The 23,975-nt window shown below is 50.4% G+C and carries 20 protein-coding genes; 1 reads left to right on the top strand and 19 read right to left on the bottom strand.

Annotated features, from left to right (window positions below):
* Nucleotides 1-4 precede the first annotated feature (4 nt).
* The 13 genes from rsmB to ACWXW9_RS08830 form a co-directional block, all read right to left on the bottom strand.
* The gene (gene rsmB / locus ACWXW9_RS08890; protein WP_494929168.1) at nucleotides 5-1,420 is read right to left on the bottom strand and encodes a 16S rRNA (cytosine(967)-C(5))-methyltransferase RsmB; all 1,416 of its coding nucleotides are present in this window, start codon (nucleotides 1,418-1,420) and stop codon (nucleotides 5-7) included.
* Nucleotides 1,417-2,376 (bottom strand): methionyl-tRNA formyltransferase, encoded by a 960-nt coding sequence (gene fmt, locus ACWXW9_RS08885; protein ID WP_494929103.1) that lies wholly within the window; start codon nucleotides 2,374-2,376, stop codon nucleotides 1,417-1,419. Before fmt ends, rsmB begins: the two co-directional genes overlap by 4 nt.
* A 6-nt stretch (nucleotides 2,377-2,382) precedes the next feature.
* A complete protein-coding gene (gene def / locus ACWXW9_RS08880) occupies nucleotides 2,383-2,880 on the bottom strand; it encodes a peptide deformylase (protein WP_014282297.1) in 498 nt (165 codons plus the stop codon).
* Nucleotides 2,881-3,009: 129 nt separating this feature from the next.
* Nucleotides 3,010-5,631 (bottom strand): primosomal protein N', encoded by a 2,622-nt coding sequence (gene priA, locus ACWXW9_RS08875; RefSeq protein ID WP_494929102.1) that lies wholly within the window; start codon nucleotides 5,629-5,631, stop codon nucleotides 3,010-3,012.
* Nucleotides 5,631-6,944 carry a bifunctional phosphopantothenoylcysteine decarboxylase/phosphopantothenate--cysteine ligase CoaBC gene (gene coaBC / locus ACWXW9_RS08870; protein ID WP_494929101.1) on the bottom strand — a complete coding sequence of 438 codons (1,314 nt, stop codon included), beginning with the start codon at nucleotides 6,942-6,944 and terminating at the stop codon, nucleotides 5,631-5,633. Before coaBC ends, priA begins: the two co-directional genes overlap by 1 nt.
* A gap of 90 nt (nucleotides 6,945-7,034) precedes the next feature.
* Entirely contained in the window at nucleotides 7,035-7,238 is a 204-nt protein-coding gene (rpoZ, locus tag ACWXW9_RS08865; protein ID WP_013310893.1) for a DNA-directed RNA polymerase subunit omega, read from the bottom strand.
* Nucleotides 7,239-7,359: 121 nt separating this feature from the next.
* Nucleotides 7,360-7,932 carry a guanylate kinase gene (gene gmk / locus ACWXW9_RS08860; RefSeq protein ID WP_044649102.1) on the bottom strand — a complete coding sequence of 191 codons (573 nt, stop codon included), beginning with the start codon at nucleotides 7,930-7,932 and terminating at the stop codon, nucleotides 7,360-7,362.
* A gap of 14 nt (nucleotides 7,933-7,946) precedes the next feature.
* A complete protein-coding gene (remA, locus tag ACWXW9_RS08855; RefSeq protein ID WP_005548256.1) occupies nucleotides 7,947-8,207 on the bottom strand; it encodes an extracellular matrix/biofilm regulator RemA in 261 nt (86 codons plus the stop codon).
* Between the two features lie 56 nt (nucleotides 8,208-8,263).
* Complete coding sequence (locus tag ACWXW9_RS08850) at nucleotides 8,264-9,151, bottom strand: YicC/YloC family endoribonuclease (protein ID WP_494929100.1); 888 nt, start codon at nucleotides 9,149-9,151, stop codon at nucleotides 8,264-8,266.
* 35 nt (nucleotides 9,152-9,186) lie between these two features.
* Entirely contained in the window at nucleotides 9,187-11,079 is a 1,893-nt protein-coding gene (locus ACWXW9_RS08845) for a bifunctional homocysteine S-methyltransferase/methylenetetrahydrofolate reductase (protein ID WP_494929099.1), read from the bottom strand.
* A 152-nt stretch (nucleotides 11,080-11,231) separates the two neighbouring features.
* Entirely contained in the window at nucleotides 11,232-12,260 is a 1,029-nt protein-coding gene (locus ACWXW9_RS08840; protein ID WP_494929167.1) for a hypothetical protein, read from the bottom strand.
* Nucleotides 12,261-12,452: 192 nt separating this feature from the next.
* Nucleotides 12,453-13,286: a diaminopimelate epimerase gene (gene dapF / locus ACWXW9_RS08835; protein WP_494929098.1), complete on the bottom strand. Its 834-nt coding sequence runs from the start codon at nucleotides 13,284-13,286 to the stop codon at nucleotides 12,453-12,455.
* A 124-nt stretch (nucleotides 13,287-13,410) separates the two neighbouring features.
* Complete coding sequence (locus ACWXW9_RS08830) at nucleotides 13,411-16,209, bottom strand: calcium-translocating P-type ATPase, SERCA-type (RefSeq protein WP_494929097.1); 2,799 nt, start codon at nucleotides 16,207-16,209, stop codon at nucleotides 13,411-13,413.
* Nucleotides 16,210-16,437: 228 nt separating this feature from the next.
* Here ACWXW9_RS08830 and ACWXW9_RS08825 point away from each other — a divergent pair, with 228 nt between their 5' ends.
* Nucleotides 16,438-18,183: an Rqc2 family fibronectin-binding protein gene (locus tag ACWXW9_RS08825; protein WP_494929096.1), complete on the top strand. Its 1,746-nt coding sequence runs from the start codon at nucleotides 16,438-16,440 to the stop codon at nucleotides 18,181-18,183.
* Nucleotides 18,184-18,356: 173 nt separating this feature from the next.
* Here the strand turns inward: ACWXW9_RS08825 and ACWXW9_RS08820 are convergent, their stop codons facing one another.
* From ACWXW9_RS08820 to ACWXW9_RS08795, 6 genes are all read right to left on the bottom strand, one after another.
* Nucleotides 18,357-19,226 (bottom strand): PHP domain-containing protein, encoded by an 870-nt coding sequence (locus ACWXW9_RS08820; protein ID WP_494929095.1) that lies wholly within the window; start codon nucleotides 19,224-19,226, stop codon nucleotides 18,357-18,359.
* Complete coding sequence (locus ACWXW9_RS08815) at nucleotides 19,226-20,182, bottom strand: selenium metabolism-associated LysR family transcriptional regulator (protein WP_494929094.1); 957 nt, start codon at nucleotides 20,180-20,182, stop codon at nucleotides 19,226-19,228. Before ACWXW9_RS08815 ends, ACWXW9_RS08820 begins: the two co-directional genes overlap by 1 nt.
* A 193-nt stretch (nucleotides 20,183-20,375) precedes the next feature.
* Nucleotides 20,376-20,813, bottom strand: coding sequence for a hypothetical protein (locus tag ACWXW9_RS08810; RefSeq protein ID WP_025684234.1), 438 nt, complete (start codon nucleotides 20,811-20,813; stop codon nucleotides 20,376-20,378).
* A gap of 230 nt (nucleotides 20,814-21,043) precedes the next feature.
* The gene (locus ACWXW9_RS08805) at nucleotides 21,044-21,304 is read right to left on the bottom strand and encodes a YlbG family protein (RefSeq protein WP_014282311.1); all 261 of its coding nucleotides are present in this window, start codon (nucleotides 21,302-21,304) and stop codon (nucleotides 21,044-21,046) included.
* Nucleotides 21,305-21,344: 40 nt separating this feature from the next.
* Nucleotides 21,345-21,785 (bottom strand): YlbF/YmcA family competence regulator, encoded by a 441-nt coding sequence (locus tag ACWXW9_RS08800; protein WP_044648891.1) that lies wholly within the window; start codon nucleotides 21,783-21,785, stop codon nucleotides 21,345-21,347.
* Between the two features lie 106 nt (nucleotides 21,786-21,891).
* Nucleotides 21,892-23,970 carry a helicase-associated domain-containing protein gene (locus ACWXW9_RS08795; RefSeq protein WP_494929166.1) on the bottom strand — a complete coding sequence of 693 codons (2,079 nt, stop codon included), beginning with the start codon at nucleotides 23,968-23,970 and terminating at the stop codon, nucleotides 21,892-21,894.
* Nucleotides 23,971-23,975: the final 5 nt, after the last annotated feature.

Below are 23,975 nucleotides of genomic sequence, written 5' to 3'. Positions count from 1 at the left end.
CGAACTACTTCACCCGACGCAGACGCGCGATATAAAATCCGTCGCTGTGAAAATGCTGCGGCAACAGCTGTACCGAGCCTGGCTGAGCATGGTCCATGCCGTCAGCTACGTCCGGGAAGGAATGTCCTTCTGCCAGCTCATACTCGGGATGCTCACTTAAAAAGCGAGTGATTTGTCCCTCATTTTCATCCGGTTCAATTGTGCATGTACTGTACACCAGAATACCGCCCGGCTTCAAAAGCTCAGCTACGCTGTCCAGTAGCTCATGCTGGAGCTGCGTGATGTCACGAACATCCTGGAGAGTTTTACTCCAGCGCAAGTCAGGCTTGCGGCGGATCACTCCAAAACCGGAGCATGGCGCGTCCAGTAAGACGCGGTCAAATGATGCCGGAGCATAACGACTTTTCAACTCAAGTGCGTCCCCGGTGACCGTTTCCACGGCATCCAGCCCTAGCCGATCTGCCTGTTCCTGGATTAGCCGATGTTTGTGAGCATGCAGATCGTTGGCGATAATCCGGCCCTGATCCTTCATTAACTCAGCCATATGAGCTGTTTTGCCGCCCGGAGCAGCGCAGCAATCCAGTACCAGCATATCCGGCTCAGGCGCAACCGCCTCGGCGACGAGCATGGAGCTTTCGTCCTGCACGGACAGCAAACCGTCTGTATACCAGGAAGTGAGCGCCATATTTCCGCCGCTGCGAACGACAATTCCGTAAGGGCTAACCGCCGATGGAACAGCATCCACCCCTTTCGCAATCATATCGTTCAAGAGTTGATCACGACTGGTCATTGTCGTGTTCACCCGCACGCTGACCGCAGGTGGCTCATTATTAGCGCGGCAGATGGCTTCCGCAATACCCACACCGTATTGATTGATCCAGCGCTTAACCAGCCACTGTGGATGGGAATGCTCCAATGCAATCCGTTCCTCGGCTGACAGCCCGTCAGGAATGCGAAGCTTGTCCGGCTCACGCAGCATGCTGCGCAGCACGCCGTTGACCATACCCGAAATCCCTTGGTGTCCACGCCGCTTGGCAATGGTAACTGCTTCACTAACGACTGCATGATCCGGGATACGATCCAGATATACGATCTGGTACACACTCATTCGCAGCAACGAACGTACCCAAGCCTGAAGCTTGGCCGTTCCTTTCTGAACAAACTTGTTCAAAAAATAATCCAGCGTATTCCGGCGTGCAACTGTACCGTATACAAGTTCCGTCGCCAAGCCAGCGTCACTCGCGGACAAACCTGCCTGTTGAAGTCGGCGGTTCAGCTCAAGGTTACTGTATGCACCCTCCTGCTCAACCCCTGTCAGTACGTCCAGTGCAACTTCCCTAGCCGTCTGGTTACGAGTTTTGCCTGCTCTAGCACCATCCTCCCTGCCTTGGCCTCCCTGACGGGAGTGACCGCCGCTCACCCGAGCACCGTGCCCGGCTTCATCTGGCCGCCACGCGCAAAGTTCCCGGCTTCCATAACCTTCTTGCCTGCCGGCTGCACCTGTGTCAGCCATATGGTACCATTGCCCGTCTGTACTTCAATGCCACGGGCAGTCAATTGCAGAACTGTCCCGGGTACCGGAGCATTTGCACCATCTGCATCACTATGGATGGAAGGATGCTCGGCCGCCCATATTTTAAAAACATTTTCTTCCCACAGCGTAAACGCACCGGAAAACGGGACCAGCCCGCGAATCCGGTTGTATATTTGCTGCGCACTATCATTCCAAGGAATACGCTCATCGTCGCGGTTCAGGTTCGGGGCATAGGTTGCCTCATCATCGTTTTGCGGTGTACGACCCGATTTCCCTGCCAGCAGCTTGGGCAGCTCATCCTGTAAAAGCTTCGATCCAGCTATGCTCAGCTTCTCAAAAATCGTACCGGATGTATCCTCCGGTTCAATAGCAACCTCAACCCGCGATATCATATCGCCGGTATCCAGTCCTTCCGCCATGTACATCAGTGTCACGCCCGTAACGGTTTCGCCATTAATAATGGCACGCTGAATTGGCGCCCCTCCCCGATAACGGGGAAGCAGCGAACCATGCACATTCAGGCAGCCGAAACGGGGCAAGTCCAATACGGATTTAGGCAAAATCTGCCCATAGGCCGCTGTCACGATCAGATCAGGATGCAGCTCCGCTACCTGAGCCACTGCTTCCGGCTGGCGCAGGCGGGTCGGTTGAAGCACGGGCAACCCGCGCTTCTCTGCTGCTTCCTTGACTGGCGTAGGCGTCAATATTTTTTTTCGTCCCTGCGGCTTATCCGGCTGCGTAATGACACCGACTACGTTGTAGCCATTGTCCAGCAGCATGTTCAACGAAGGCACAGCAAAATCCGGCGTGCCCATAAAGACGATACGAATGTCTTGACTCATCGAACCTCACTCTCCTGTCTGACGGTTCGGTCCTGGCTGTTCCGGAGCAACCTCATATACTTTTTCCGCAATATCCGTGAACAAAACTCCGTTCAAATGGTCAATTTCATGTTGAAAAGCACGAGAAAGCAATCCGGTCGCTGTCACTGTAATGGCCTTACCATCGCGGTCCAGCCCTTTGACAGTTACCTTCTCGGCACGACGCACATCACCATTTAAGCCAGGAATGCTCAAACAGCCCTCCGCACCAAATTGCTCGCCTTCTTCGGACACAATTTCAGGATTAATCATTTTAATTAAACCGTGCTCATCTCCAGCATCTACAACGATTAGTCGCTTCAAAATACCTACCTGCGGAGCAGCAAGACCCACTCCCTCCGCTTCATACATGGTATCTGCCATATCGTCGAGCAGCTTTTGCACGTTAGGTGTGATTTTAGTAACTTCCTTTGCTACTTTGTGCAACACATCATCCGGTTCCAACACTATAATTCTAATTGACATGACTATAGAACACCTTCCTCTTTATCCTTCATTTAAGCTTCGTCGTATTCACAACAAGCGCGACTGCTACATTATCCTATGTACGGACGGCTTGTCCGCATTAACTGTGCCGAAAACTTTTGCGATACGCTACATAAGCATTTGCGGATCGACATCCAGACTGATCAGCAGCTTTTGGGCCTGTGCAGATTCCGCCATTTCATCAGCCACCTGCTGAGCCAGACCAATCGCATCTATATTTCCACGCCATTTTATCATACATTGAAATCGGTATCTATTCTTGATTCTCGAAATCGGTGAAGCTACAGGCCCCAGAATGTCAAGCACATCGGATGTAAGCCGATCCATATTGCCCAACCAGCCCCTTTGTCTTGCCCTCCCCTGTAGAGTGGCTGAATAGTTCTCAGCCAATCGAACCAGTACCGGGAGCTGTTCATGAGAAAAAGTCACCAAAATGAGACGGCAATACGGTGGATAATGCAGATTACGGCGGTGTTTTAACTCTTCCCTGACAAAAGATCCGTAGTCGTGCCGACTCGCGTGAATAACCGAATAATGCTCCGGCGTATAGGTTTGCACAAACACTTCCCCAGGCAATTGATGCCTTCCGGCGCGTCCAGCTACTTGTGTTAACAACTGAAATGTCTTTTCCGCAGCCCGAAAATCCGGTAAATTAAGCGCCGAATCCGCAGTAATGACACCTACCAGCGTCACATCGGGAAAATCCAGTCCTTTGGCAACCATTTGGGTGCCGAGCAGTACATCCGCTTTTTTATCACGAAATTGCTTGAGCAGCTTTTCATGGGCATTTTTCTCTGTCGTTGTATCGACGTCCATCCGCACGACACGTATACCGGGAAACAGCTTTGCCAGTTCCTCTTCCACTCGCTGGGTACCTGTGCCGAAGTAGCGAATATGCTCACTACCGCATTCCGGGCAGACCTGAGGCACGGGCTCGGAATAGCCGCAGTAATGGCAACGTAAATTATTCGAACGCTGATGATATGTGAGCGAAATATCGCAATGCGGGCAACCCGCCACATAGCCGCAGCTACGGCACATGACGAACGTGGAATGTCCGCGCCGATTCAGCAGCAATACTGTCTGTTCCTTGCGCTCCAGCCGCTCTGCGATTCCGTTATGCAATGCGCGGCTGAACATGGAACGGTTGCCAGCGCGCAGTTCCTCGCGCATATCCATGATATGCACCTCGGGTAATGAGTTCCCTAGTGCGCGAGTCGGCATCTCAAGCAGCAGCGGCGCAAACTCGTCATTGCTTTGCGAGCGGGCTGCATAATAGCTTTCCAGCGACGGCGTAGCCGAGCCGAGAATAACCACAGCTCCATGCTGATGGGCTCTGCGTACGGCCACGTCACGCGCGTGGTATTTGGGTGTCTCTTCCTGCTTATAGGAGGTTTCATGTTCCTCATCCATAATAATAAGACCCAGTTCACGAAAAGGCGCAAATACAGCCGAGCGAGCGCCAATCGCCACCTTCACACGACCCTCGCGTATTTTGCGCCACTCGTCGTAACGCTCGCCCCCGGACAGTCTGCTGTGCATCACCGCCACCTGATCGCCAAAGCGACCTTTAAAGCGCTCTACCATTTGTGGTGTTAACGATATTTCCGGAACCAGTACAATCGCCTGACGATTCTGCTCGATACAGCGCTGAATCGTCTGTAAATAAATTTCCGTCTTACCACTGCCCGTAACTCCATGGAGCAAATAAGCTCCTTGCTCACGCGTATCCAACTGCCGAATGATCCGTTCATACACATATTGCTGCTCTTCGGTGAGCGGCAATGGCTGCGTAGGTTTGAAGTTTCTACCCCGATAAGGATCGCGGAACACCTCTACGTCCTCAAGCACCACATAGCCCTTATCCTCCAGCGCCTTGACCGTTGCGGCTGATACACTAAGCGAGGTCATGACTTCCTTCAGCGGCAGAGGCAGAAACTCGCTACGTTCCAGCAAAAAAGCAAGTACCTCCCGCTGACGCTGCGCTTTGGCCGAAAACTGTTCCAGCACCGCTGATGCCTCTTCTATGCTCATAGCCAAGTCCACGGCTTTCATGGTCTTCTTGCCAAGCTTGTCTTTAATAACCTGACTCTCCTGAAGCACCCCCCTGCGCAACAGCGATTTAATAACCTCCGCTTCTTCGGGGAAACGGCGGCTTAGCTGCTGAAGCGGGACTTGCTCCTTCTCCTGAATAAAGCTGACAATCTGGCGTTCAGCCGGATCGCTCATGCCATCATCGGTAAGGAGAGCCCATTCGGGTTCTCCCCTCATATCCGGCCGCATAGTTCGATGTGTATCCGCTTCTGAACCGTAATTCAAAACGTCAGCAGCAGGTGAATGATCTGTGAACTCATGCTGCTCAGCGATAGAAATATAACGTTCGGCCTTACCTTTTAACGCTGTAGGAATCATCACTTGAAGCGCCATAATCTGATTGCAGGCATAGCGTTCGCTCATCCATTTCCCCAGTTCTACCAGATCCGGAGACAAGGGCGGCACCAAATCCAGCAGCTCCTGTATTGCCCTCATCCGATATTTCGGCGGCTCCTCAGCAGGTACTACCGAGATGACAAAAGCCTGCACCGTCCGTTTGCCGAACGGCACTGCAACCCGGCTACCCGGCTCAATCCATGGCCGCATCGACTCCGGGATCAGATAATCGAAAGTACGATCCGTATCCTTGGCGGGCACATCGACAATGACTTTGGCAACTAAATTGCCCATTTCCATTAATGCAGCACCCCGCCCATACGTTCAGCCGCTATCGTAAGCAGCTTACGCGCTACTTCTTCCTTCGACTGCACAGGAATACGTTCTACCATCCCGCCGCGGTCATAAATTTGTACAGCATTCGTATCGACGCCAAAGCCTGCTCCATCAGCAGTTACATCGTTAGCTGCGAGAAGGTCACAATTTTTCCGCTCCAGCTTATCCATGGCATACGTCTCCAGGTTCCCGGTTTCCGCAGCAAAGCCGATTAAAAATTGACGCTTCTTGCTCCGTCCGAGTGATTCCAGAATATCGACATTCTTCACTAACTCCAGCGTAAATGTACTATCCTTCTTTTTGATCTTGGTCTGTGCCGCCACACGCGGTCGATAGTCTGCAACCGCAGCAGCCATCACGACCAAATCGCTATCTTCCCACTGTCTGAGCACAGCGCTATACATGTCGTCAGCGGACTGAACTCTTTCAATCGAAATGCCCACAGGAGGCTCCGCGCTTGTATTTGCAGCAATCAAATGCACATCGGCACCCAACTCCTGAGCTACTTTTGCGATGGCAAAGCCCATTTTACCGGAAGAATCATTCGTTATATAACGTACCGGATCAATCCTCTCGATCGTGCCCCCAGCAGTTACAATCACTTTTTTGCCTGACAGCAGCCGTTCATCGCCATTCAGCAGCGAGCGTTGCGATTGTCCACCCGAATCCACAGCTTCTCCGCCAAACCAACGTGGCTCCGGTTTGTTGGTGACGCCCTTACTTTCCTGCTCTTGCTGTTCAAAATATCGTTCTACCGTTTGTACGATGGTTTCAGGCTCTTCCAGTCGCCCTTTGCCAACATAACCACAAGCCAGCAATCCTTCACCCGGTTCAATCATCATGACACCGCGGGATACGAGCGTCTCCATGTTTTGCATTACTGCGGGATGAGTGTACATATGCACGTTCATAGCAGGTGCTACCATAATAGGTGCTGTCGTAGCCAGTAGCGTTGTGGACAGCATATCATCGGCAAGCCCATGCGCCATTTTACCGATGATATTCGCGGTTGCAGGAGCAACCAACACCAGATCCGCTTTGTCCGCCAAATGAATATGGGATACGACGGACGGTTCTCTTTCATCAAACGTGTCACTGTATACCGGATTACGAGAGAGCGACTGAAGCGTAAGCTCGGTAATAAACTCCTTCGCGGATGCCGTCATAATAACATGAACCTCGGCTCCCTTTTGCGTTAGCTTACTACACAGCGCAGCCCCTTTATAAGCTGCAATTCCGCCGGTAATACCAAGAATAATAACTTTCCCCTTCAACATCGTTAACTCCCCCTGACCGAAAAAAATAACAACCTTGCGGTTGTCAAAGGAATTGGCATTGCGCCCGGTTATAATAATTGTCTATAATTCTTATTCGTCTTCGCCGCTTTCAAGACGCAGATGATCCGCGTAAATCTCTTCCAACGCCACTCCAACTTGCTTGTGGGATTTAGGATTCTTGAGAGTCGTCTTTTCACCCTCGCGCAACTGTCTGGCACGGCGTGAAGCCGCTACAACCAACGAATACTTACTATCTGCCTTTTTCATCATTTCATCAATGGAAGGATACAGCACGAATAGACACCTCTTCATGTAGTTTTGGGACTATACAAGCTGAACTCCAGTGTACATTTCCGAGTTCAGCTTGTATAGTAATTTTCTCTTTAAATACGCTTGGCATATGTAAAGTCCTCGTTTATGGATGGACCTTACAATGTTCGGCGATAATAATGGATTCTATTCGTTTACAAGCGAAATCAATCTCATCATTGACAACCGCATAATCATAGTGACGCAACAGATTCATTTCATCCACAGCTACCGACATGCGGTGATCAATGGTTGCCTGAGTTTCTGTACCCCGTCCCCGAATCCGGTCCTTCAATTCATCCAGCGAAGGCGGAAGCAGGAAAATAAAAATGCCATCAGGAAATTTCTCCTTCACTTTGAGCGCTCCCTGAACCTCAATCTCCAGAAAAATATCTTTTCCCTGCGCAAGCGTCTGATCTACAAAATCACGCGGAGTGCCGTAATAGTTACCGACGTACTCTGCATGCTCCAGCAGCTCATCCCGTTCAATCATGCCCAAAAACTGTTCACGCGACTTAAAAAAGTAGTTAACTCCATCCTGTTCACCCATGCGGGGCGAGCGGGTTGTCGCGGAAACGGAGTATGTCAATTCCGGCAGTTTTTCACGCAGTGCGTTGCCTACCGTTCCTTTGCCGACACCCGAAGGTCCGGATAATACAAATAATAATCCCTTAGCCATAGTACACTCCATTTTTATTCGTCATTGTCATCATCTTTAGTGGATAGTCGATGAGCGACCGTTTCCGGCTGCACCGCAGACAAGATCACATGATCACTGTCCGTTATAATAACAGCCCGTGTCCGGCGGCCATAGGTAGCGTCAATCAACATATGACGGTCCCTAGCTTCTTGTATAATCCGCTTGATCGGAGCAGACTCCGGACTGACGATGGAGATAATTCGGTTGGCCGACACGATATTGCCGAAGCCAATATTTATCAATTTGATTGCCATATTCAGGTCTTTCCCCCTATACATGTGACTATTGCAGCCGTGCCGCTACCAGGTAGCTACTCGATGTTTGCAGCCTGCTCACGAATTTTTTCCAGCTCCGCCTTCATCTCGACGACTAAATTAACTAGCGCAAGATGGTTGGCCTTTGAGCCGATCGTGTTGACTTCCCTGTTCATTTCCTGGATTAAAAAATCTAATTTGCGGCCGGCTGGCTCGTCCGACAGCAGCAATCCCCTGCATTGCCCAAAGTGACTTTGAAGCCGGGTAAGCTCCTCATCAATACTGCTGCGATCCGCGAATAAAGCAATCTCCATTCCGAATTTATGCTCATCAAGCGTAAATGAACCGTCCTGAAGCTCAGTAAGCCTGTGTTTTAGCCTATTACGGTAGTCGCTCACAACATGAGGAGCCAGCACCGTCATTTCATGATGCAGGGATTCCAGACGCGAAATGCGGGATTCCACATCCTTCGCCAAATGCCCGCCTTCTCTCCTTCTCATGTCCAGCAGTCCTTGCAATGCTTCATTCAAAGCTTGCTGAAGCTGCTCTTCCCAGCCCTCTTCCTCTCCATCGCAAGCCTCACCGGGCTCACCCAGAACGTCAGGCAACGCAAGAATGTCGCTTATACCCAACGTTCCCTTCACACCGTATCGATCCGCCAGCTGCTCCGCTGCATGCAAGTAAGCCTGCACTACAGTGTCATTCAACCGGGCGACGGGTATCTGTTCTTCATCACGTTCCCTGTGAATGAAGACGTCGACACGGCCGCGCTTGATCTGCTGTTGAACCGTTCTTCTCAAGCCATCTTCATAACGAGTCCATTCGCGTGGAATCCTCATCATCACTTCGCAATAGCGGTGATTCACCGATTTCAGCTCCAAGCGCACTTTATAGCCTTCATAATGAAGGATGGCTTGACCGTATCCGGTCATACTCAATGACATCGGCATCACATCCATTATACTATTGTAATTGATTATTATAGTCGAAACAAGGGGGCCTGCACGCGGCCGGATTTTTGCCATACATAAGAAGTCAGCTCCGCCGTCATTTCATAGAACATAAATGGAGTCATTAAATAGATACCGTTAAAATGCTCCATCGCCGTATCAAGCAGCTCCTTGGCAATGGTTACGCCCATTGCGCGGCCTTCTGCACCCTCCAGACCAGACATACGCGCACGAACCTCGTCGGACAACTGAATGCCGGGTACCTCGTTGTGCAAGTACTCCGCATTGCGCCCGCTGGCCAGCGGCATAATACCGATAAAAATCGGCACCTCCAAATGACGAGTCTGTTCCGCCATGGCTATAATCAGTTCGCGGTCGTAAACAGGCTGGGTCATAATGTAATCCGCACCGGAAGCAATTTTCTTCTCCAGCCGCTGCACAGCTTTACCCAAATGCTTGACATTGGGATTAAAGGCGGCACCCACCACAAAATTAGCTTTTTGCTTGAGTGGCTTTCCAGAAAAAGCGATACCGTCATTCAACTGCTTGATCATACGTATAATTTCAAAAGAAGTCATATCATACACCGAGCTGGCACCCGGCAAATCACCAAACCGCGCCGGATCTCCCGTAACGGCCAATACATGATCAATGCCTAGCGCATCAAAGCCCATCATATGGGACTGGGTACCAATCAGGTTACGGTCACGGCAGGCAATATGAATTAACGGGCGCAAGCCCGTTTCAAGGCTCACCAGATGTCCAAGCGCCATGTTACTCATGCGAGTAACTGCAAGTGAATTGTCTGCCAGCGTAAGCGCATCGGCCCCTGACGCTTTCAACGCCTGTGCCCCTTGCATGAACCGCGTAATGTCCAGATCGCGTGGAGGATCGAGCTCTACAATGACCGTATGCCGCTCTTTGACCAATTCCACAATGTTAGGTTCACTGGTGTTTCTACCGTTGCCTCTTTCCCCTTCACGTGCAATCTGTTCCGGCTCAGCCACAATGACTGGCGCATCCGAGAGTAAGTCTCTTGGAGCCAGCGGAGGAGGCTGCAAACCGTTCAAAGCTTTAGAAATCGCTGCGATATGCTCTGGTGTGGTTCCACAGCAGCCACCGATGATTCTCGTACCCAGCTCTACGAAGGAAGCCGCACATTCCCCAAAATATTCAGGGGATGCACCATACACATAGTGACCATCCACATAATCCGCCAGACCCGCATTAGGATATACCGACAGCGGTACTGATAGTGGACCATCCAGTTGCTCCATCACGCTCATAATCCCCTGCGGACCGGAATGGCAGTTAAATCCGAGGATATCCGCCCCCTCATTACGCAACACCGTAAAAGCATCTGCCACCGAAAAACCGTCCTGTGTACGACCAACCTGATCGACCGCGAACTGACAAATCACCGGAATATTACTATATTTACGTACACCACGAAGCGCAATGCGCACTTCATCCAGCGAATAGAAAGTTTCGCACAAAATGCCATCTACCCCTTCGGAGAGAAGTGCATCAATCTGCTGATCATAGTTACGTGCCAGTTCTACCTTGGATATGTTAAGCCTTTTACCACCGCATATGGAGCCTACCGCACCCACCACATAATGCTCCGGGCCAGCCGCTGCTCTGGCAATTCTCACCCCGGCACGGTTAATTTCTTCCACCTTGGATTCCAGCCCGAAGCGGGCCAGCTTATAATCGTTTGCAGAAAACGTATTGGTCTCCAGCAACCGTGCTCCCGCTTGTACATATTGACGATGCACGTCTGATATGACGTCAGGCGATGTGATATTCAGCTCTTCGTAAGATGTATTTACCGGAAATCCAAGCTGATATAAAAAGGTTCCCATTGCGCCGTCTCCGACAATAATTTCACGATCCAGCACAGTACGCAAATCCGGTTTCATGTCCTCTTCTCCACCCCGCTCTTTATTTTCATACTAATGTAACATAAAGAGACTGCAAACATAAGCCAAAAACAAAAAAAGCCGCCCCACTCCCCATTATTATACGATCAGGAGCGAAGCAACTTACTCACCATTTCTATTTTCTACTACATTTATTTCAATTTCCCATCCGAAGAATGAAGAGAAAAAGCGTAAAAAGTTCCTTTTTTATTCACTTTACCCACAATAGAGGGTGCTCCCTTTTGCTTTTTGGAAAATGTATATGCATTTCCTTGGATTCCCACATTATAATCGGATAAATTGATGTTAAATAACAGTTGAACCTTGGGCTTGGCCAGCTTCAAAGCTTCAGAGGCCGTATATCTCGGGCTGGCAAACGATTTTTTTAAATCCGCGTCATCGTTCCAATCCACCCCTGAGGTGGACACAGCCAGCACTTTGCCGGTCACTGCACCAATTTTGACCTCACTCGCCTCGTTTGCATCCTCAAACGACCAATAAGAAAGCCCCTTTGCCTCGTCCTTGTAACGCAAAGCATGCTGCACCGTGATACGCTGTCCGCTAACGCGCTTGAAGCTGTTCGCTGCACGGTTTAGCAACACAGGGTCCACCTGCTTCAGCGGGTAGTCGGCATTAATGGTGATGCTGTTGCCGCGATCCACATCAACGTACAGCGAGGAAACCTTTTCCCCTGCACCCCAGAATACCCAATAATTCGAAGGCTTGTTAGACTGGTAAGGGGATTTGACCCGCCAGAATGCCTCAAATTGCATAGGACGCTTGCTGTCAAACGCTTTGGCGCTGTTCAGCACTTTAGTTTTGAGTGGCGCATCCATCGCCTTTGCCAAGCTACTTATTTTATATCGAACGGTTGTAGAATCCACTCTGTTTTTTTCCTTATTATATTCCGTCTGAAACGTAGCTGTTCCATCCTCCAGCCCGCCCTCGACAATCCAGGTTTTACCCATATCCGTCACATCGTCAAATTGAAATTCCGTCTTCGTACCGATGAGTTCTTGTACTGCCTTTTCCAAACGGTTCACGACAGTAGGGGTTAACGAGCCGACCTGCTTATCAGTCGTTTTTTCCATAGTAGCAGGAACGGTCGCGGCCTGAGCCGGAAGCGCGGCGACTACAAATATAAGGGCTGCGAACGCTGAAATCCAACGAAATTTCCGCACCATGAACGGCCTCCTTATCGTTTTCTCATTTTCTATATTATACATGGTTCAGACGTCAAAAAAAGACAGAATGTTGCTTCTCTCCCCGTATTTCCTTCATTTCACACGAAAAAAGGCAAAAAAAGAAGACCTGCTTAGGTCTTCATCACACTTACCTATATCATTCTATATCGCAGGCTGTATTCGCTTATTTCAGGACAAACGTCCATCGTACACAACCTCAGCCGGACCTGTCATATATACATGATTGTCATTCTCGTTCCATTCGATATCCAGATCGCCGCCCTTCAGGCTGACAATCGCGCGGCGGTCGCTGTATCCGTTCAATACAGAGGCCACAAGCGTAGCACAGGCTCCGGTTCCACATGCCAACGTAGGCCCGGCTCCCCGCTCCCATACTCTCATGTCAATTTGGTCCCGGCTTCGTACCGTAGCAAACTCGACATTTGTTTTTTTAGGGAACAGCTGGTGGCATTCCAGCTTAGGCCCCCAGGCTTCCAGATCAAAGCCAGGTGCATCCTCAACATAAATCACACAATGCGGATTGCCCATGGATACAGCTGTAAAACGAAAGCCGCTGCCTCCAGCTTCGATGGACCGGTTGATGACACTAGCCAGATCCAGCGTGGTTGGAATTTTCAAGCCATCCAGAATCGGTTCTCCCATATCGACCTTCACTTGACGTACAAGTCCGTCCACTACGGTCAATTCGACCTGCTGCACACCTGCACCCAGCGTTTCAATCGTGATCTGCTCACGGCTGATATGCTTGCGGTCATACACATATTTGGCTGCACAACGGATGGCATTTCCACATTGCTCAGCCTCCGAGCCGTCCGAATTGATAATGCGCATGCAGAAATCCGCTTTTTCAGATGGCAGTATATATACCAGACCATCAGCGCCGACACCAAAATGTCGGTCACACAGCCGAACAGCCAATTCCGAAGCGTCAGGCGGCAATTCCTGATGCCCAAACCAAACGATAAAATCATTACCCAATCCGTGCATTTTTGTGAATTCCATAGCTTCCCCCCGCCGTTGCTGCTAATCTCATGCTCCTTTATGAAGCTTTTGGTTCCATGATAGCATACAGGGCAAAAAGGGAAAAGTGATACATATAGGTCTGTTCCCGGATTGAGCCGGGAGCTTACGCCGAAAACTTCGTGCGTCCCGAAGCGAAGCGGGTATGTCCCCCATGACGATGATTGCGTCTGCCGCCCCATACGCTTCCCGCCCCCATCAGGAAGGTCGGAATGCCGGCAGCGACAATGGAAAGCGCCCATTCGCGGAAGCCAAGCGGCACCGTTTTGAAAATAGGTTGCAGCACAGGTACATACATCACCACCAGCATCAATATTACTGAGGACAGCACGGCAAGTACGAGATAACTATTTTGAAATGGATTGCGGTGGAAAATAGAACGGGAACTGCGGCAATCAAACACATGAATGAGCTGTGCCAGCACCAATGTGGCGAAGGCAACCGACTGTGCCTTGACCAGTTGTGCTGCGTTATCAGGAGCGATACGCAACGTCAGCCAGAACGCAGCAAGCGTACATAAGCCGATCAACAGGCCGCGACTAATGATTTTCCAGCCGAGACGACGGGCAAAAATATTTTCCTTTGCACCGCGTGGCTTGTGCTCCATGAGATCCTTTTCCGGCTGATCCACACCCAGAGCCATCGCCGGAAGTCCGTCGGTCACCAGGTTCACCCATAAAATCTGAATCGGAAGTAGCGGCAATGGCAGACCGGCCATCATCGCGAAAAACATCGTTAAAATTTCACCGACATTGGAGGCAAGCAGATAACGGATAAATTTACGAATATTTTCATAAATGTTCCGTCCTTCTTCAATCGCCGCTACAATCGTCGAGAAATTATCATCGCTGAGCACGAGCGCAGCCGCTTCCTTGGTCACATCCGTTCCCGTAATGCCCATCGCGATACCAATGTCCGATGCCTTGATCGCTGGCGCGTCATTCACGCCGTCTCCAGTCATGGCTACGACATGCCCGCGTCTTTGCAGCGATTTGACAATCCGCAGCTTATGCTCCGGGGACACCCGCGCATAGACGGAGACCATATCTACTGCTTTATCCAGCGCCGCATCATCCATCACAGACAACTGCTGTCCGGTCAGCACATGCGAGCCGCGCTGAAAAATGCCTAGCTGCTGCGCAATAGCCTCGGCTGTGGTACCGTGATCGCCCGTAATCATCACGGTACGGATGCCAGCACGACGGCACTTGCCAATGGCTTCCCTTGCCTCGCGGCGCGGCGGATCAATCATGCCCGTAAGGCCGATGAAGATGAGCTGGGTCTCAGCCTCTTCCACCGAGACGACGCGCTCATGCGAGCGGATATCCCGGTAAGCGACACTGAGTACACGCAGCGCCTCCGAGGCCATTCCTTCGTTGGCTGCCAGCACCTTTTGGCGCAGCGTACCCGTCAGTGGAACGACATTTCCTTCCCATAAAATGTAGGAGCATTGACCTAACAACACATCCGGCGCGCCTTTGGCAAAGACGATATGCCCTCCCTGATGCCGTACAAGTACAGACATCCGTTTCCGCTCCGAGTCAAAAGGAAATTCGCGTTCTCGTGTATACAGCTCATACAGCCCTTGACGCGTAACCCCGCCCTTGGCGGCTAAAGTGACAAGCGCCCCCTCCGTCGGGTCGCCTTTCAGCTCCCAAACAGCGGTCGGCGTCGCCTCCTTGGCTTTCTTTTTCGAACGCAGCTCATCCATGTCGGCTTGAACAATTTCTGCGTTGTTGCACAGCACGCTGGCTTGCAGCAGTCTGCGAAGTGATTGTCCGTTTTTGAGATCCGCAGGAGTATCCCTGTCCATAATATGTCCGTGCGGGTCATAGCCCTCTCCCGTCACTCCCCAGAAGCGACCGTCCACCCATAGCTTGGTAACCGTCATTTTGTTCTGGGTCAGCGTACCAGTTTTGTCGGAGCATATGACAGACGCACATCCGAGCGTTTCAACGGAAGGCAGCTTACGCACAATCGCCTTGCGTTTGATCATACGCTGCACACCCAAGGCGAGCGCAATCGTCACAATGGCAGGCAAGCCTTCCGGTATAGCCGCTACAGCCAAGCTCACCCCAGCCAGAAACATACTCATCGCTGGCTGTCCATGCAGGATGCCTGCTACGACGACGAGCACGGTTAACCCTAACGCAACGATGATCAGAATTTTGCCCAGTTGCTCCAGTCGGTGCTGTAACGGGGTTTCCTGAGACTCCGTATTTTGGATCAAGTCTGCGATTTTGCCCATTTCCGTGTTCATACCTGTACGAATAACAACTCCCTGAGCTGTACCTCTGGTCATCATGGTGCCCATAAAGCCGATGTTCTTTTGATCTCCCAGCGGTACCTCGGCGGCATGAATAGGGCGGCTATGCTTGCTCACTGGGACCGATTCGCCAGTCAGGGCGGATTCCTCCACGTCGCATCCGTTTGTGCTCAGCCATCTTATATCTGCGGGAATACGGTCGCCGCTTTCCAATAGCACGATATCACCCGGTACCAGCTCTCTGGCCTGAACCTGAATCCGTTTGCCTCCCCGCAGCACTTTAGCGGTTGGAGCAGACAACTGCTTCAAAGCCCGAAGCGAACGTTCCGCTCTAAACTCCTGCACAAAACCAAGAATTCCATTCAGCACAACAATAGCAATAATGGTGATCGCATCGAGATATTCGCCGAGCAGGCCGGATATCAGTGTGGCTCCCATCAGTACGAGCATCATAAAATCCTTGAACTGATTCAGCAGCAGCAGGATCGGCGAGACACGCTTCCCCTCGCTCAGCTCATTCCATCCCGACCTTTCTCTTCTTTCCGCAAGCTGTTCCTCCGAAAGACCCTGCTTCGGGTCGACTTCCAGGCTTGTTGAAAGCTGTTCATTGCTTAATTGGTGCCAGTGTGCTTGTTCCATTCTCCCCAATTCCCTCCCGGTCAGATAGTCCGTTTCCGTCGGTAGTGCGTAGGATGGCTGCCCGTTATTGCGTTTTTGTGCCACGAATGCTGATAAGCTGGACAGACTTTCTAGATTCAATCTATTCGGACAGGACCTGAAATATCACAATGCCGCTTAAGTTTTGTCCCAAAGTTATGTATCATAGAAGGAAGGCAAAAATATTTGCTTCAAAGGAGAACAGACATTATGGCATTGGACGGAATCGTAACCCGCGCTATCGTACACGAGCTGCAAAGCATTCGAGGCGGGCGCATCAATAAAATACATCAGCCGAACGATCACGATATCTTACTAAATCTGCGGGCTCAAGGCGGAAGCGTTAAGCTGTTGCTGTCGGCCAACCCGACATTCCCGCGTGTACATTTTACAGAGCAAAGCTTTCTCAACCCGACGGAGGCCCCTATGTTCTGTATGCTGCTTCGCAAGCACTACGAAGGTGGTATTATCGAGAAAATTACCCAGGTGGGCATGGAACGTATTATTCACATGGATGTGCGTCAGCGTGATGAGCTGGGGGATATTTCACTCAAGCGGATTATCATTGAGCTGATGGGCAGACACAGCAATATTATTTTGCTTGACCCAGAAACAGGCGTTATGCTGGATGGTATCCATCATGTCACACCGTCCATCAGCAGCTATCGGGTCATCATGCCCGGCTTTCAATACACGGAGCCTCCTGAACAAAATAAGCTGAATCCACTGGAAACGGAAGAAATAGCTTTTGCATCCTCATATCAGACAGCTATCGAAGGCGAAGAAGCTCCCAAACGCTGGATCGTGAACACCTTTACTGGACTGAGTCCCCTCGTTGCCGAGGAGATGCTGACCCGAGTTTCCAATGAATCACCTGCTGGCGAGTATCGTCCGCTCTGGAACACATTCAGCCACATCATGGATGACGTGCGGAATCATCGTTTTCAGCCGGTATCTGGTCTGAACGCACAGGAAAAAGTGATATTTTCAGCCATTCCGCTCACGTTGATTGAAGGAGAGCACAAGGAATACACTACGATCAGTGAGTGTATGGAGGACTTTTTCGGTGAAAAAGCAGAACGGGATACGGTCAAGCAAAAGGTAAGCGACCTGCTGCGTTTCCTGCAAAACGAACGGAGCAAAAACGTAAAAAAACTCGACCATCTACATCAGGATTTAGCTGAGGCAGAGGATGCAGATCAATTTCGCATTTATGGAGAGCTGCTGTTCGCTTCGCTGCATGAAGTGAAGAAGGGCGACAAGGAAGTGACGCTCACCAACTTTTATGATGAAGAACAGCGTCCGATGACCATCCCGATGGACCCGTTGCTGGGCCCATCGGATAATGCTCAACGTTACTTCAAAAAGTACAATAAATATAAAAACAGCCTGGCTGTCATTGATGAACAACTGGAGAAAACACACGAAGAAATTCGGTATATGGACAATCTCCTACAGCAACTGGCTCATGCCTCCATGAACGATATCGAGGAAATACGTGAAGAACTGGTTCAGCAAGGCTATCTCCGAGACCGGGTCAAAAAAGGGAAGAAAAAGAAGAAAACTGATCGACCAACCTTACACGTATATACGTCATCCGAAGGCATCGAGCTGCTGGTCGGCAAAAACAACTTGCAGAACGAATATGTGACGAACCGACTGGCCGGGCCTAATGACACGTGGCTGCATACAAAGGATATTCCGGGGTCACACGTCGTTATTCGCGCCGAGCAATTCGGAGATGCAACGCTGGAGGAAGCTGCTCAGCTCGCTGCCTATTTCAGCCAGGCCAAACAGTCCAGCAGCGTACCCGTAGACGCCACCTTGATCCGGTATGTGCGCAAGCCTAGCGGAGCCAAGCCCGGCTTTGTCATCTATGATCATCAGCGTACGCTCTTTATCACACCCGATGAGGATCTGGTCAAAAAGCTGCCGAACCGCATCAAAAATGGCTAAGCCTCACCAGCATAATCTTATAAACAAGCATTCATTCAAGAACGCCCACCGCGAAACACAAGCATAGCGGACAAGGCTCTTGAATCGACCGAAAGCCCCTTATCTTGTGCAAACCACACTTCATGTGTGCAGGCACAAAACAAGGGGCTATTTGTGTTAGCCAATATGTGTACTTACTTTTGTCCAGCAGCAGCCTTTCTCAATTCCTCCACAACCTGACTCTCCACACTGCGGCTGCCCAGATCACCGTGAAAAATGACGCCTTGGCGCGCACCATGAAAATCCGAGCCACCAGTCGGGATCAGCCCGTAGTGTGCCGCCATTGCGGCGTATCGACTCTCAGCCGCATCATTATGGTCTGAATGTCGCACCTCCAGGCCCGCAGGCTTGGCCTCCTCTACAATAGAGCGAACCAGTTCATCATTGCCATACAATCCAGGGTGAGCCACCACAGGTACTCCTCCTGCTTCCCGAATCCAGCTTATGGCCTCCGCAGGCTCCACTCGGGGCACAGACACATAACCGGGCGCTCCCTCTGCCAAATAACGGTCAAACGCATCCCTCATATCCTTCGCATAGCCTTTTTGTACCAGCGTATCCGCCATATGTGGACGTCCAATGCTTTCATCCGGCGCCAGCGGTCTGCCCATCGTAGCTACCACCTCATCAAGTGTGATTTCCACACCCAGGCTACGCAGCCGACTCAAAATCAGATCATTGCGGGCATCCCTCGCCTGACGTAGCTTTTCCAACCGTTCCAAAAAAACTTCATTACGGTAATCCATAAAATAACCGAGTATATGAATATCCTTACCGCCTGCCCGTGTGCTAATTTCCACACCTGGCACCACTGCAATGCCCAATCGCTGTCCTTCCTCAAGAGCTTCCTCCAGCCCAGCTACCGTATCATGATCCGTAATTGCAACCCCTGCCAGTCCTTTTTCCTTGGCCCAACGCACATTGTCCGCTGGTGGCTGCATTCCATCAGATGCCTGAGTGTGAGTGTGCAAATCGTATCGTCCCAAATTCGTATGCTCCTCCATTACGCATTCTCCCCCTCTTTTATCTCTGCAAGCTCGTTCACCGTATCCCCGGACACATCCGCTCCCTGATCATGACGACGCAAGAATGACAGAAAAGTTACCACCGGAATCGGCAGCAGTGCTGATTTCAGATGGATGGCATAAAACTCGCGTTTGAAGGTGATATCGGAAATATTTACAATTTTAAGCAATCCGAGTGCAACCTCATGCTTCACCGAAGAAGGCGATAGCATCGTAATGCCTAATCCAGCCTCGACTGCCGATTTGACCGCTCCAGTGCTGCCCATCTCCATAACGATGGTAAGCCGGGACGCATCAACACCGCGGCTTTTCAGCTCGTCCTCTATCACTTGCCTTGTACCTGATCCCTTTTCTCTTGCTACAAAAGGATGCTTAAACACATCCTCCAGAACTACCTTTTTGGCCTTCGCCAGTGCATGTCCCGAAGGAACAATCAGCTTCAGTTCATCCTGCATCACAGGCTCCACCACGATATCCGGGTGCTGAATCGGCGCCTCAATTAGCCCCAAATTCAACTGATGCTTTAAAATATCATCCATAATTTGAGTCGTATTCATTACATTCATCGCCATGCGTATATGAGGGTACTCCTGACCAAACGGCCCCAGCATTCTCGGCACAATATACTCGCCAATCGTAAGACTTGCCCCAATATGTAATCTTCCCTCCAGCATGTGAGTAAAAGCAGACATCGCCTCATCAGCTTCGCGGATAAGCTGCATGCTTTTTTTCGCAAAAGGTAGCAGTGTCCCTCCTGCCTCCGACAGCTCGATTTTTTTGGTGGACCGATGCAGCAGCTTCGTACCAAAATAATCTTCCAAAGACTGAATTTGCATCGTCACGGCAGGTTGCGTCATATGCAGCGCTTGCGCCGCTGCTGAGAAGCTCCCCCGCTCCGCTACCGTATAAAAAATATGTAGCTGATGAAAGTTCATACTGACAGTCCTCTCCCCTCTGATGTTCTTATTTTAACATAAGAAAAACGTCTGTCGAAGAATTTCCAAGAAAACATACTGAATTAGGGGCTTTTTATTATAGATGCTATACAATAAAAAAAGTATGCAGTTGATTCCTGCATACTTCTGCTAGATAAAATACTTGACGATATGACTTCCGCCAAATCAACGTCTATTTCCGCTTGCGAGTGCTTTTCATCAGTGTCATACGCCGCGAATGGCGCAACCAGGAATAGTATGACTTCAAATCCCGCAGTTCAATGGTCTCTGACATCCGACCCAAAAAGGTAATGACAATCATTTTGTGGAGCGGGTTACCCGCAATATCCATTTCACCAGGCAACTCACCAAACTCGGCCACGACCACCAGGTCACCATCAATTAAATATACATCCTCTTCGTTGTGGTAATAGGACTCCATCCTGTTTTGCTTCAGGCATTCCCAAAGCCAGGCGGCGATATGATTCGTTTCGGACTGTTTCTGTTCTATACGGTCTAAGTAGCGTGTTTTCGCATGATTTGTAATCACAATATCGGCGACCTTCTTGTCGCCCATCTCTACGTAGAACGGCTCGTATGTACTCCATCGCTGCATTGCCTTGTCACGCACGGGATCACTCTCCCCACCAGATAGGTCTTTATATCTACCAATATATTCATATGTTACCTCAACAGACCCGGGACTACAAGTTACAAAATTGAAGTTTATCACTAATTTTTAAAGATAATTTTAGGTCTATCAGCATTAAGACTATTATGCAAAAGTCCTGACTTTATAAAAAAAAGCCAGCCCAAGGGCCGACTTTTTTAAGAAAACTTGAAATTCACACCATTTAAAGATTATATTTCATACTCTTTTAATTTTTCCTTATCGTCGTTATACTCCGTCCTGATCTCATTTCGGAAGGAGCGTTCGACCTTGCGCACATAGGAAAGCCTGCGAATATTTTTAACGGTATCCTCTGCCCGATCTGCATTCATGTAAATGACAACATAATGCATACGCCTCGAAATATAGTGGACATTTCCGTATTTCTCCAAATTGCGGGCAGCCTTGATATCGCTCACCCAAATGATGTACCCTGTCCGCTCGGCAAACATTCGCTTCATCTCCCCTCCATTCGATATCATCCTCTATGGCCTATCCGCAGGAGCACTTGCCTCCGCTACCACAGCCACCCTTTTTCACATTCGGATCATTGCTCGGCACCTTAATAGTGTCGGACACAGAATAAGCAATCGTTTCGGACATAGCATGGAGCATATCATCCAACGCCCTTTCTGCCCGTTTGAACTCTTGAACCTCCTGAAATTGTTCAAGCTCCAGTTCGACGGCCTGCACTGCATCCTTCGCTTCATGAAAGTTTGGGTGAAAATGCCCAAAACGTTCCGTTTCCGCGAACAGCTCCTTTTTGGCATCCAGCTTGCGTACACACGCCAGAATCGACGGATTCAATTCCACACGCTGTTTCCAATATAAATAATCCGATACCTCAAAGGACCGGTTGACCATATCGCCCAATTCATAGGCGTTAATAAGCACTTCTGCCATATTGACCGTATTCAATTCGGCTACGCTCATGAATGTTCATCTCACTTTATATAAAGTTCTACTGGTAAAGTAGACTCATTTATCATACCACATCCTTCTTTTGAGAAGAAGGAGTTTCATGCACATCCTGGCTCTTCTATGTAAAAGGAACCAGCAGGCGCATATCCGACCATTCCCCCGGCTGTAAAGTCGTGCGGGGCAACGTTTCACCGTCCATTCCGGTAGCATACCAGCCAGTCACACTCCACGGTTCACCGGCAACCACCGCTTCCGGTATCCATTTGACTTCTTTTTCACGGATTCGCAGTCCTACCGCCGCTTGCCAGCGAATTGCCTGTTCCATAAGCTGCCGGGCAGTGGATGCATGGTAGCTTCTCCATTCCTTCGTCCATGACGCAGGTACTGCCGATTTGTCTGGAAAATAATCGGCTGGGTCTGGCAGCGTATACTCCCGTTCATAAAAATGTAACGTTCGGCCCGTGTAAACCAAGCCAGCCCTTCCCTCTTGTGAAAACATCGGCCATTCCTGATTCGAGTCCGCCACCATTGCGGCAGCCGTTTCTCCATTCGTCGTTCCTGTATCTTCTGCCCTGAATGTACTGTCGGAGCTATCCGGACAAATCCCCTCCGTTCCCGCAACCAGCGGATAACGGTGAACCAGCTCGTCTATCCCCTCCGGCTCCCGTCGTGGACTTAGCCCAATCGTAGCAAGCGTCTTGCGGATTTTGGCAGCCAAACGTGCCGGAATGATAAAGTCCTTTTCGCCGATCTGTTCAAGCAAACCAGCTAGCCCGGGATGACGTGCAACAGTGTCTGCGTCTTCTCGGGTACCGCAGCGCAGAAGTGTTACCGTCGCAAACGCTGTCCGTCCCACATCCCCTGCCCACTGCTCCACCGCCACGCGTACATGATCAGGCACACCTGTCCGGCTATACTTGTCCAGAAGTGCAGGAATGGCTTCGGCCTCCATCCCCAGCTCGATGGCCTCTGTAACACTTTCCCGGGTGATCCGATATACCACCATACGGTCCCCCGTCACACGTTCACAGAAGCATTCCAGCTTCCAGCGCACATCATAAGCTACATCCGGCGGTACCAATATTTCAAAATCCGGCTGTACATAAAAGGTACCTTGCTCCTGAATCGCACCCTTCTCATCGTTGGAACGAAGCATATCCAGCGCTGGCACGTTCCAGCGAAAACACAGTTCTCCCGACGCGGTCAGACCCCAATCACCCATTCCAAAGGCGGTCAGCGCTGTCACCCAGCCCCTAATCATATCCATGTATTGTCCGTTAAGGTTGAAATTAGATACCGTGTTGTCCTCAATCCTCACGGGGCTTGCATGTATAACAGAAAATTCCAGATAATCACCACTTTTCCGGTCCTCTCCATTCAGACTCTCTTGCGAAATCAGTCCCGTCTGAGTCATCCATTGGAGTAACGGCCCGATATGAATCCAGCCTTCTGGTTCCGCATGAGTGGAGGCCACACACAGCATATAACGAAAATGCTGCATAGACGCTTCGGCCTTGCCATACCTTTCCATGAGCGTAACAAGAATATGCTTGCGCATTTGCCAAGCGGACAAGCGAACCCACGCTACCAGCCCGGCTTCCTGAACATGAAAAGAAGCAGCTTCCTTCACCACCAGACCCAAGCTGAGCAGCAAGTCCATCATCACCACCGTTTGCACCGGATATAGCTCGACGTGCGCATATTGTAGCCCAAGTCCAGTCAAATCTTCCGGATGAAAGGGAGTCAGCTCATTTAGCTTTTGCAGCGTCCGTTTATGAATGGTCCCTTTCGCTGTCAAAGGAACTCCTTGCACTGCAATACGTGATAACGCATGCAACAGCTCCGCTTCCAGTCCGGTCATCGCTTCATGCACCGTCACCAGTTGATCCGAATCCATCGCTTTCATCGTACATTGACTTTGCTCCAACAGCATCTCGTACAGATCCGGCAACCGATGAACCGGAATATATAACATTCGTTCGCCCCACGATTTGGTAACCGCCTCCAGCCAGCCCCGATCGCGCAGTCCGTGCAGTGCCAGCTTCGTTTCGGCTCCGCTCAGCGCTCCCCTGGTAAGCCGTAATGGCTCTTCTTCCTTCATGGGCTGTCCCGCGTGCCGGATAAAACATCGACGTAGCACTAACAACTCATCCGATGCAAGCTCCTTCCAGCCGCCTTCCGTGTTCGTTACGCCCATTTTTT

It is taken from the genome of Paenibacillus sp. LT-B23, from assembly GCF_059417685.1.
Note: the sequence above shows the minus strand (reverse complement) of the source record. Positions and strands in the feature narration are given on the sequence as shown.

Excerpts from the sequence above, each read along its gene's own strand:
- ACWXW9_RS08805 (WP_014282311.1), bottom strand. The coding sequence starts at position 21,304 with ATGTTTGCCGAGCGGACAGGGTACATCATTTGGGTGAGCGATATCAAG.
- ACWXW9_RS08800 (WP_044648891.1), bottom strand. The coding sequence starts at position 21,785 with ATGAGCGTAGCCGAATTGAATACGGTCAATATGGCAGAAGTGCTTATT.
- ACWXW9_RS08825 (WP_494929096.1), top strand. The coding sequence starts at position 16,438 with ATGGCATTGGACGGAATCGTAACCCGCGCTATCGTACACGAGCTGCAA.
- coaBC (WP_494929101.1), bottom strand. The coding sequence starts at position 6,944 with ATGTTGAAGGGGAAAGTTATTATTCTTGGTATTACCGGCGGAATTGCA.
- remA (WP_005548256.1), bottom strand. The coding sequence starts at position 8,207 with ATGGCAATCAAATTGATAAATATTGGCTTCGGCAATATCGTGTCGGCC.
- priA (WP_494929102.1), bottom strand. The coding sequence starts at position 5,631 with ATGGAAATGGGCAATTTAGTTGCCAAAGTCATTGTCGATGTGCCCGCC.
- ACWXW9_RS08820 (WP_494929095.1), bottom strand. The coding sequence starts at position 19,226 with ATGGAGGAGCATACGAATTTGGGACGATACGATTTGCACACTCACACT.
- ACWXW9_RS08845 (WP_494929099.1), bottom strand. The coding sequence starts at position 11,079 with ATGAAACCGGATTTGCGTACTGTGCTGGATCGTGAAATTATTGTCGGA.
- ACWXW9_RS08815 (WP_494929094.1), bottom strand. The coding sequence starts at position 20,182 with ATGAACTTTCATCAGCTACATATTTTTTATACGGTAGCGGAGCGGGGG.
- ACWXW9_RS08830 (WP_494929097.1), bottom strand. The coding sequence starts at position 16,209 with ATGGAACAAGCACACTGGCACCAATTAAGCAATGAACAGCTTTCAACA.
- ACWXW9_RS08795 (WP_494929166.1), bottom strand. The coding sequence starts at position 23,970 with ATGGGCGTAACGAACACGGAAGGCGGCTGGAAGGAGCTTGCATCGGAT.
- fmt (WP_494929103.1), bottom strand. The coding sequence starts at position 2,376 with ATGAGTCAAGACATTCGTATCGTCTTTATGGGCACGCCGGATTTTGCT.
- def (WP_014282297.1), bottom strand. The coding sequence starts at position 2,880 with ATGTCAATTAGAATTATAGTGTTGGAACCGGATGATGTGTTGCACAAA.
- ACWXW9_RS08850 (WP_494929100.1), bottom strand. The coding sequence starts at position 9,151 with ATGTCATTGAGTATGACCGGATACGGTCAAGCCATCCTTCATTATGAA.
- gmk (WP_044649102.1), bottom strand. The coding sequence starts at position 7,932 with ATGGCTAAGGGATTATTATTTGTATTATCCGGACCTTCGGGTGTCGGC.
- dapF (WP_494929098.1), bottom strand. The coding sequence starts at position 13,286 with ATGGAATTCACAAAAATGCACGGATTGGGTAATGATTTTATCGTTTGG.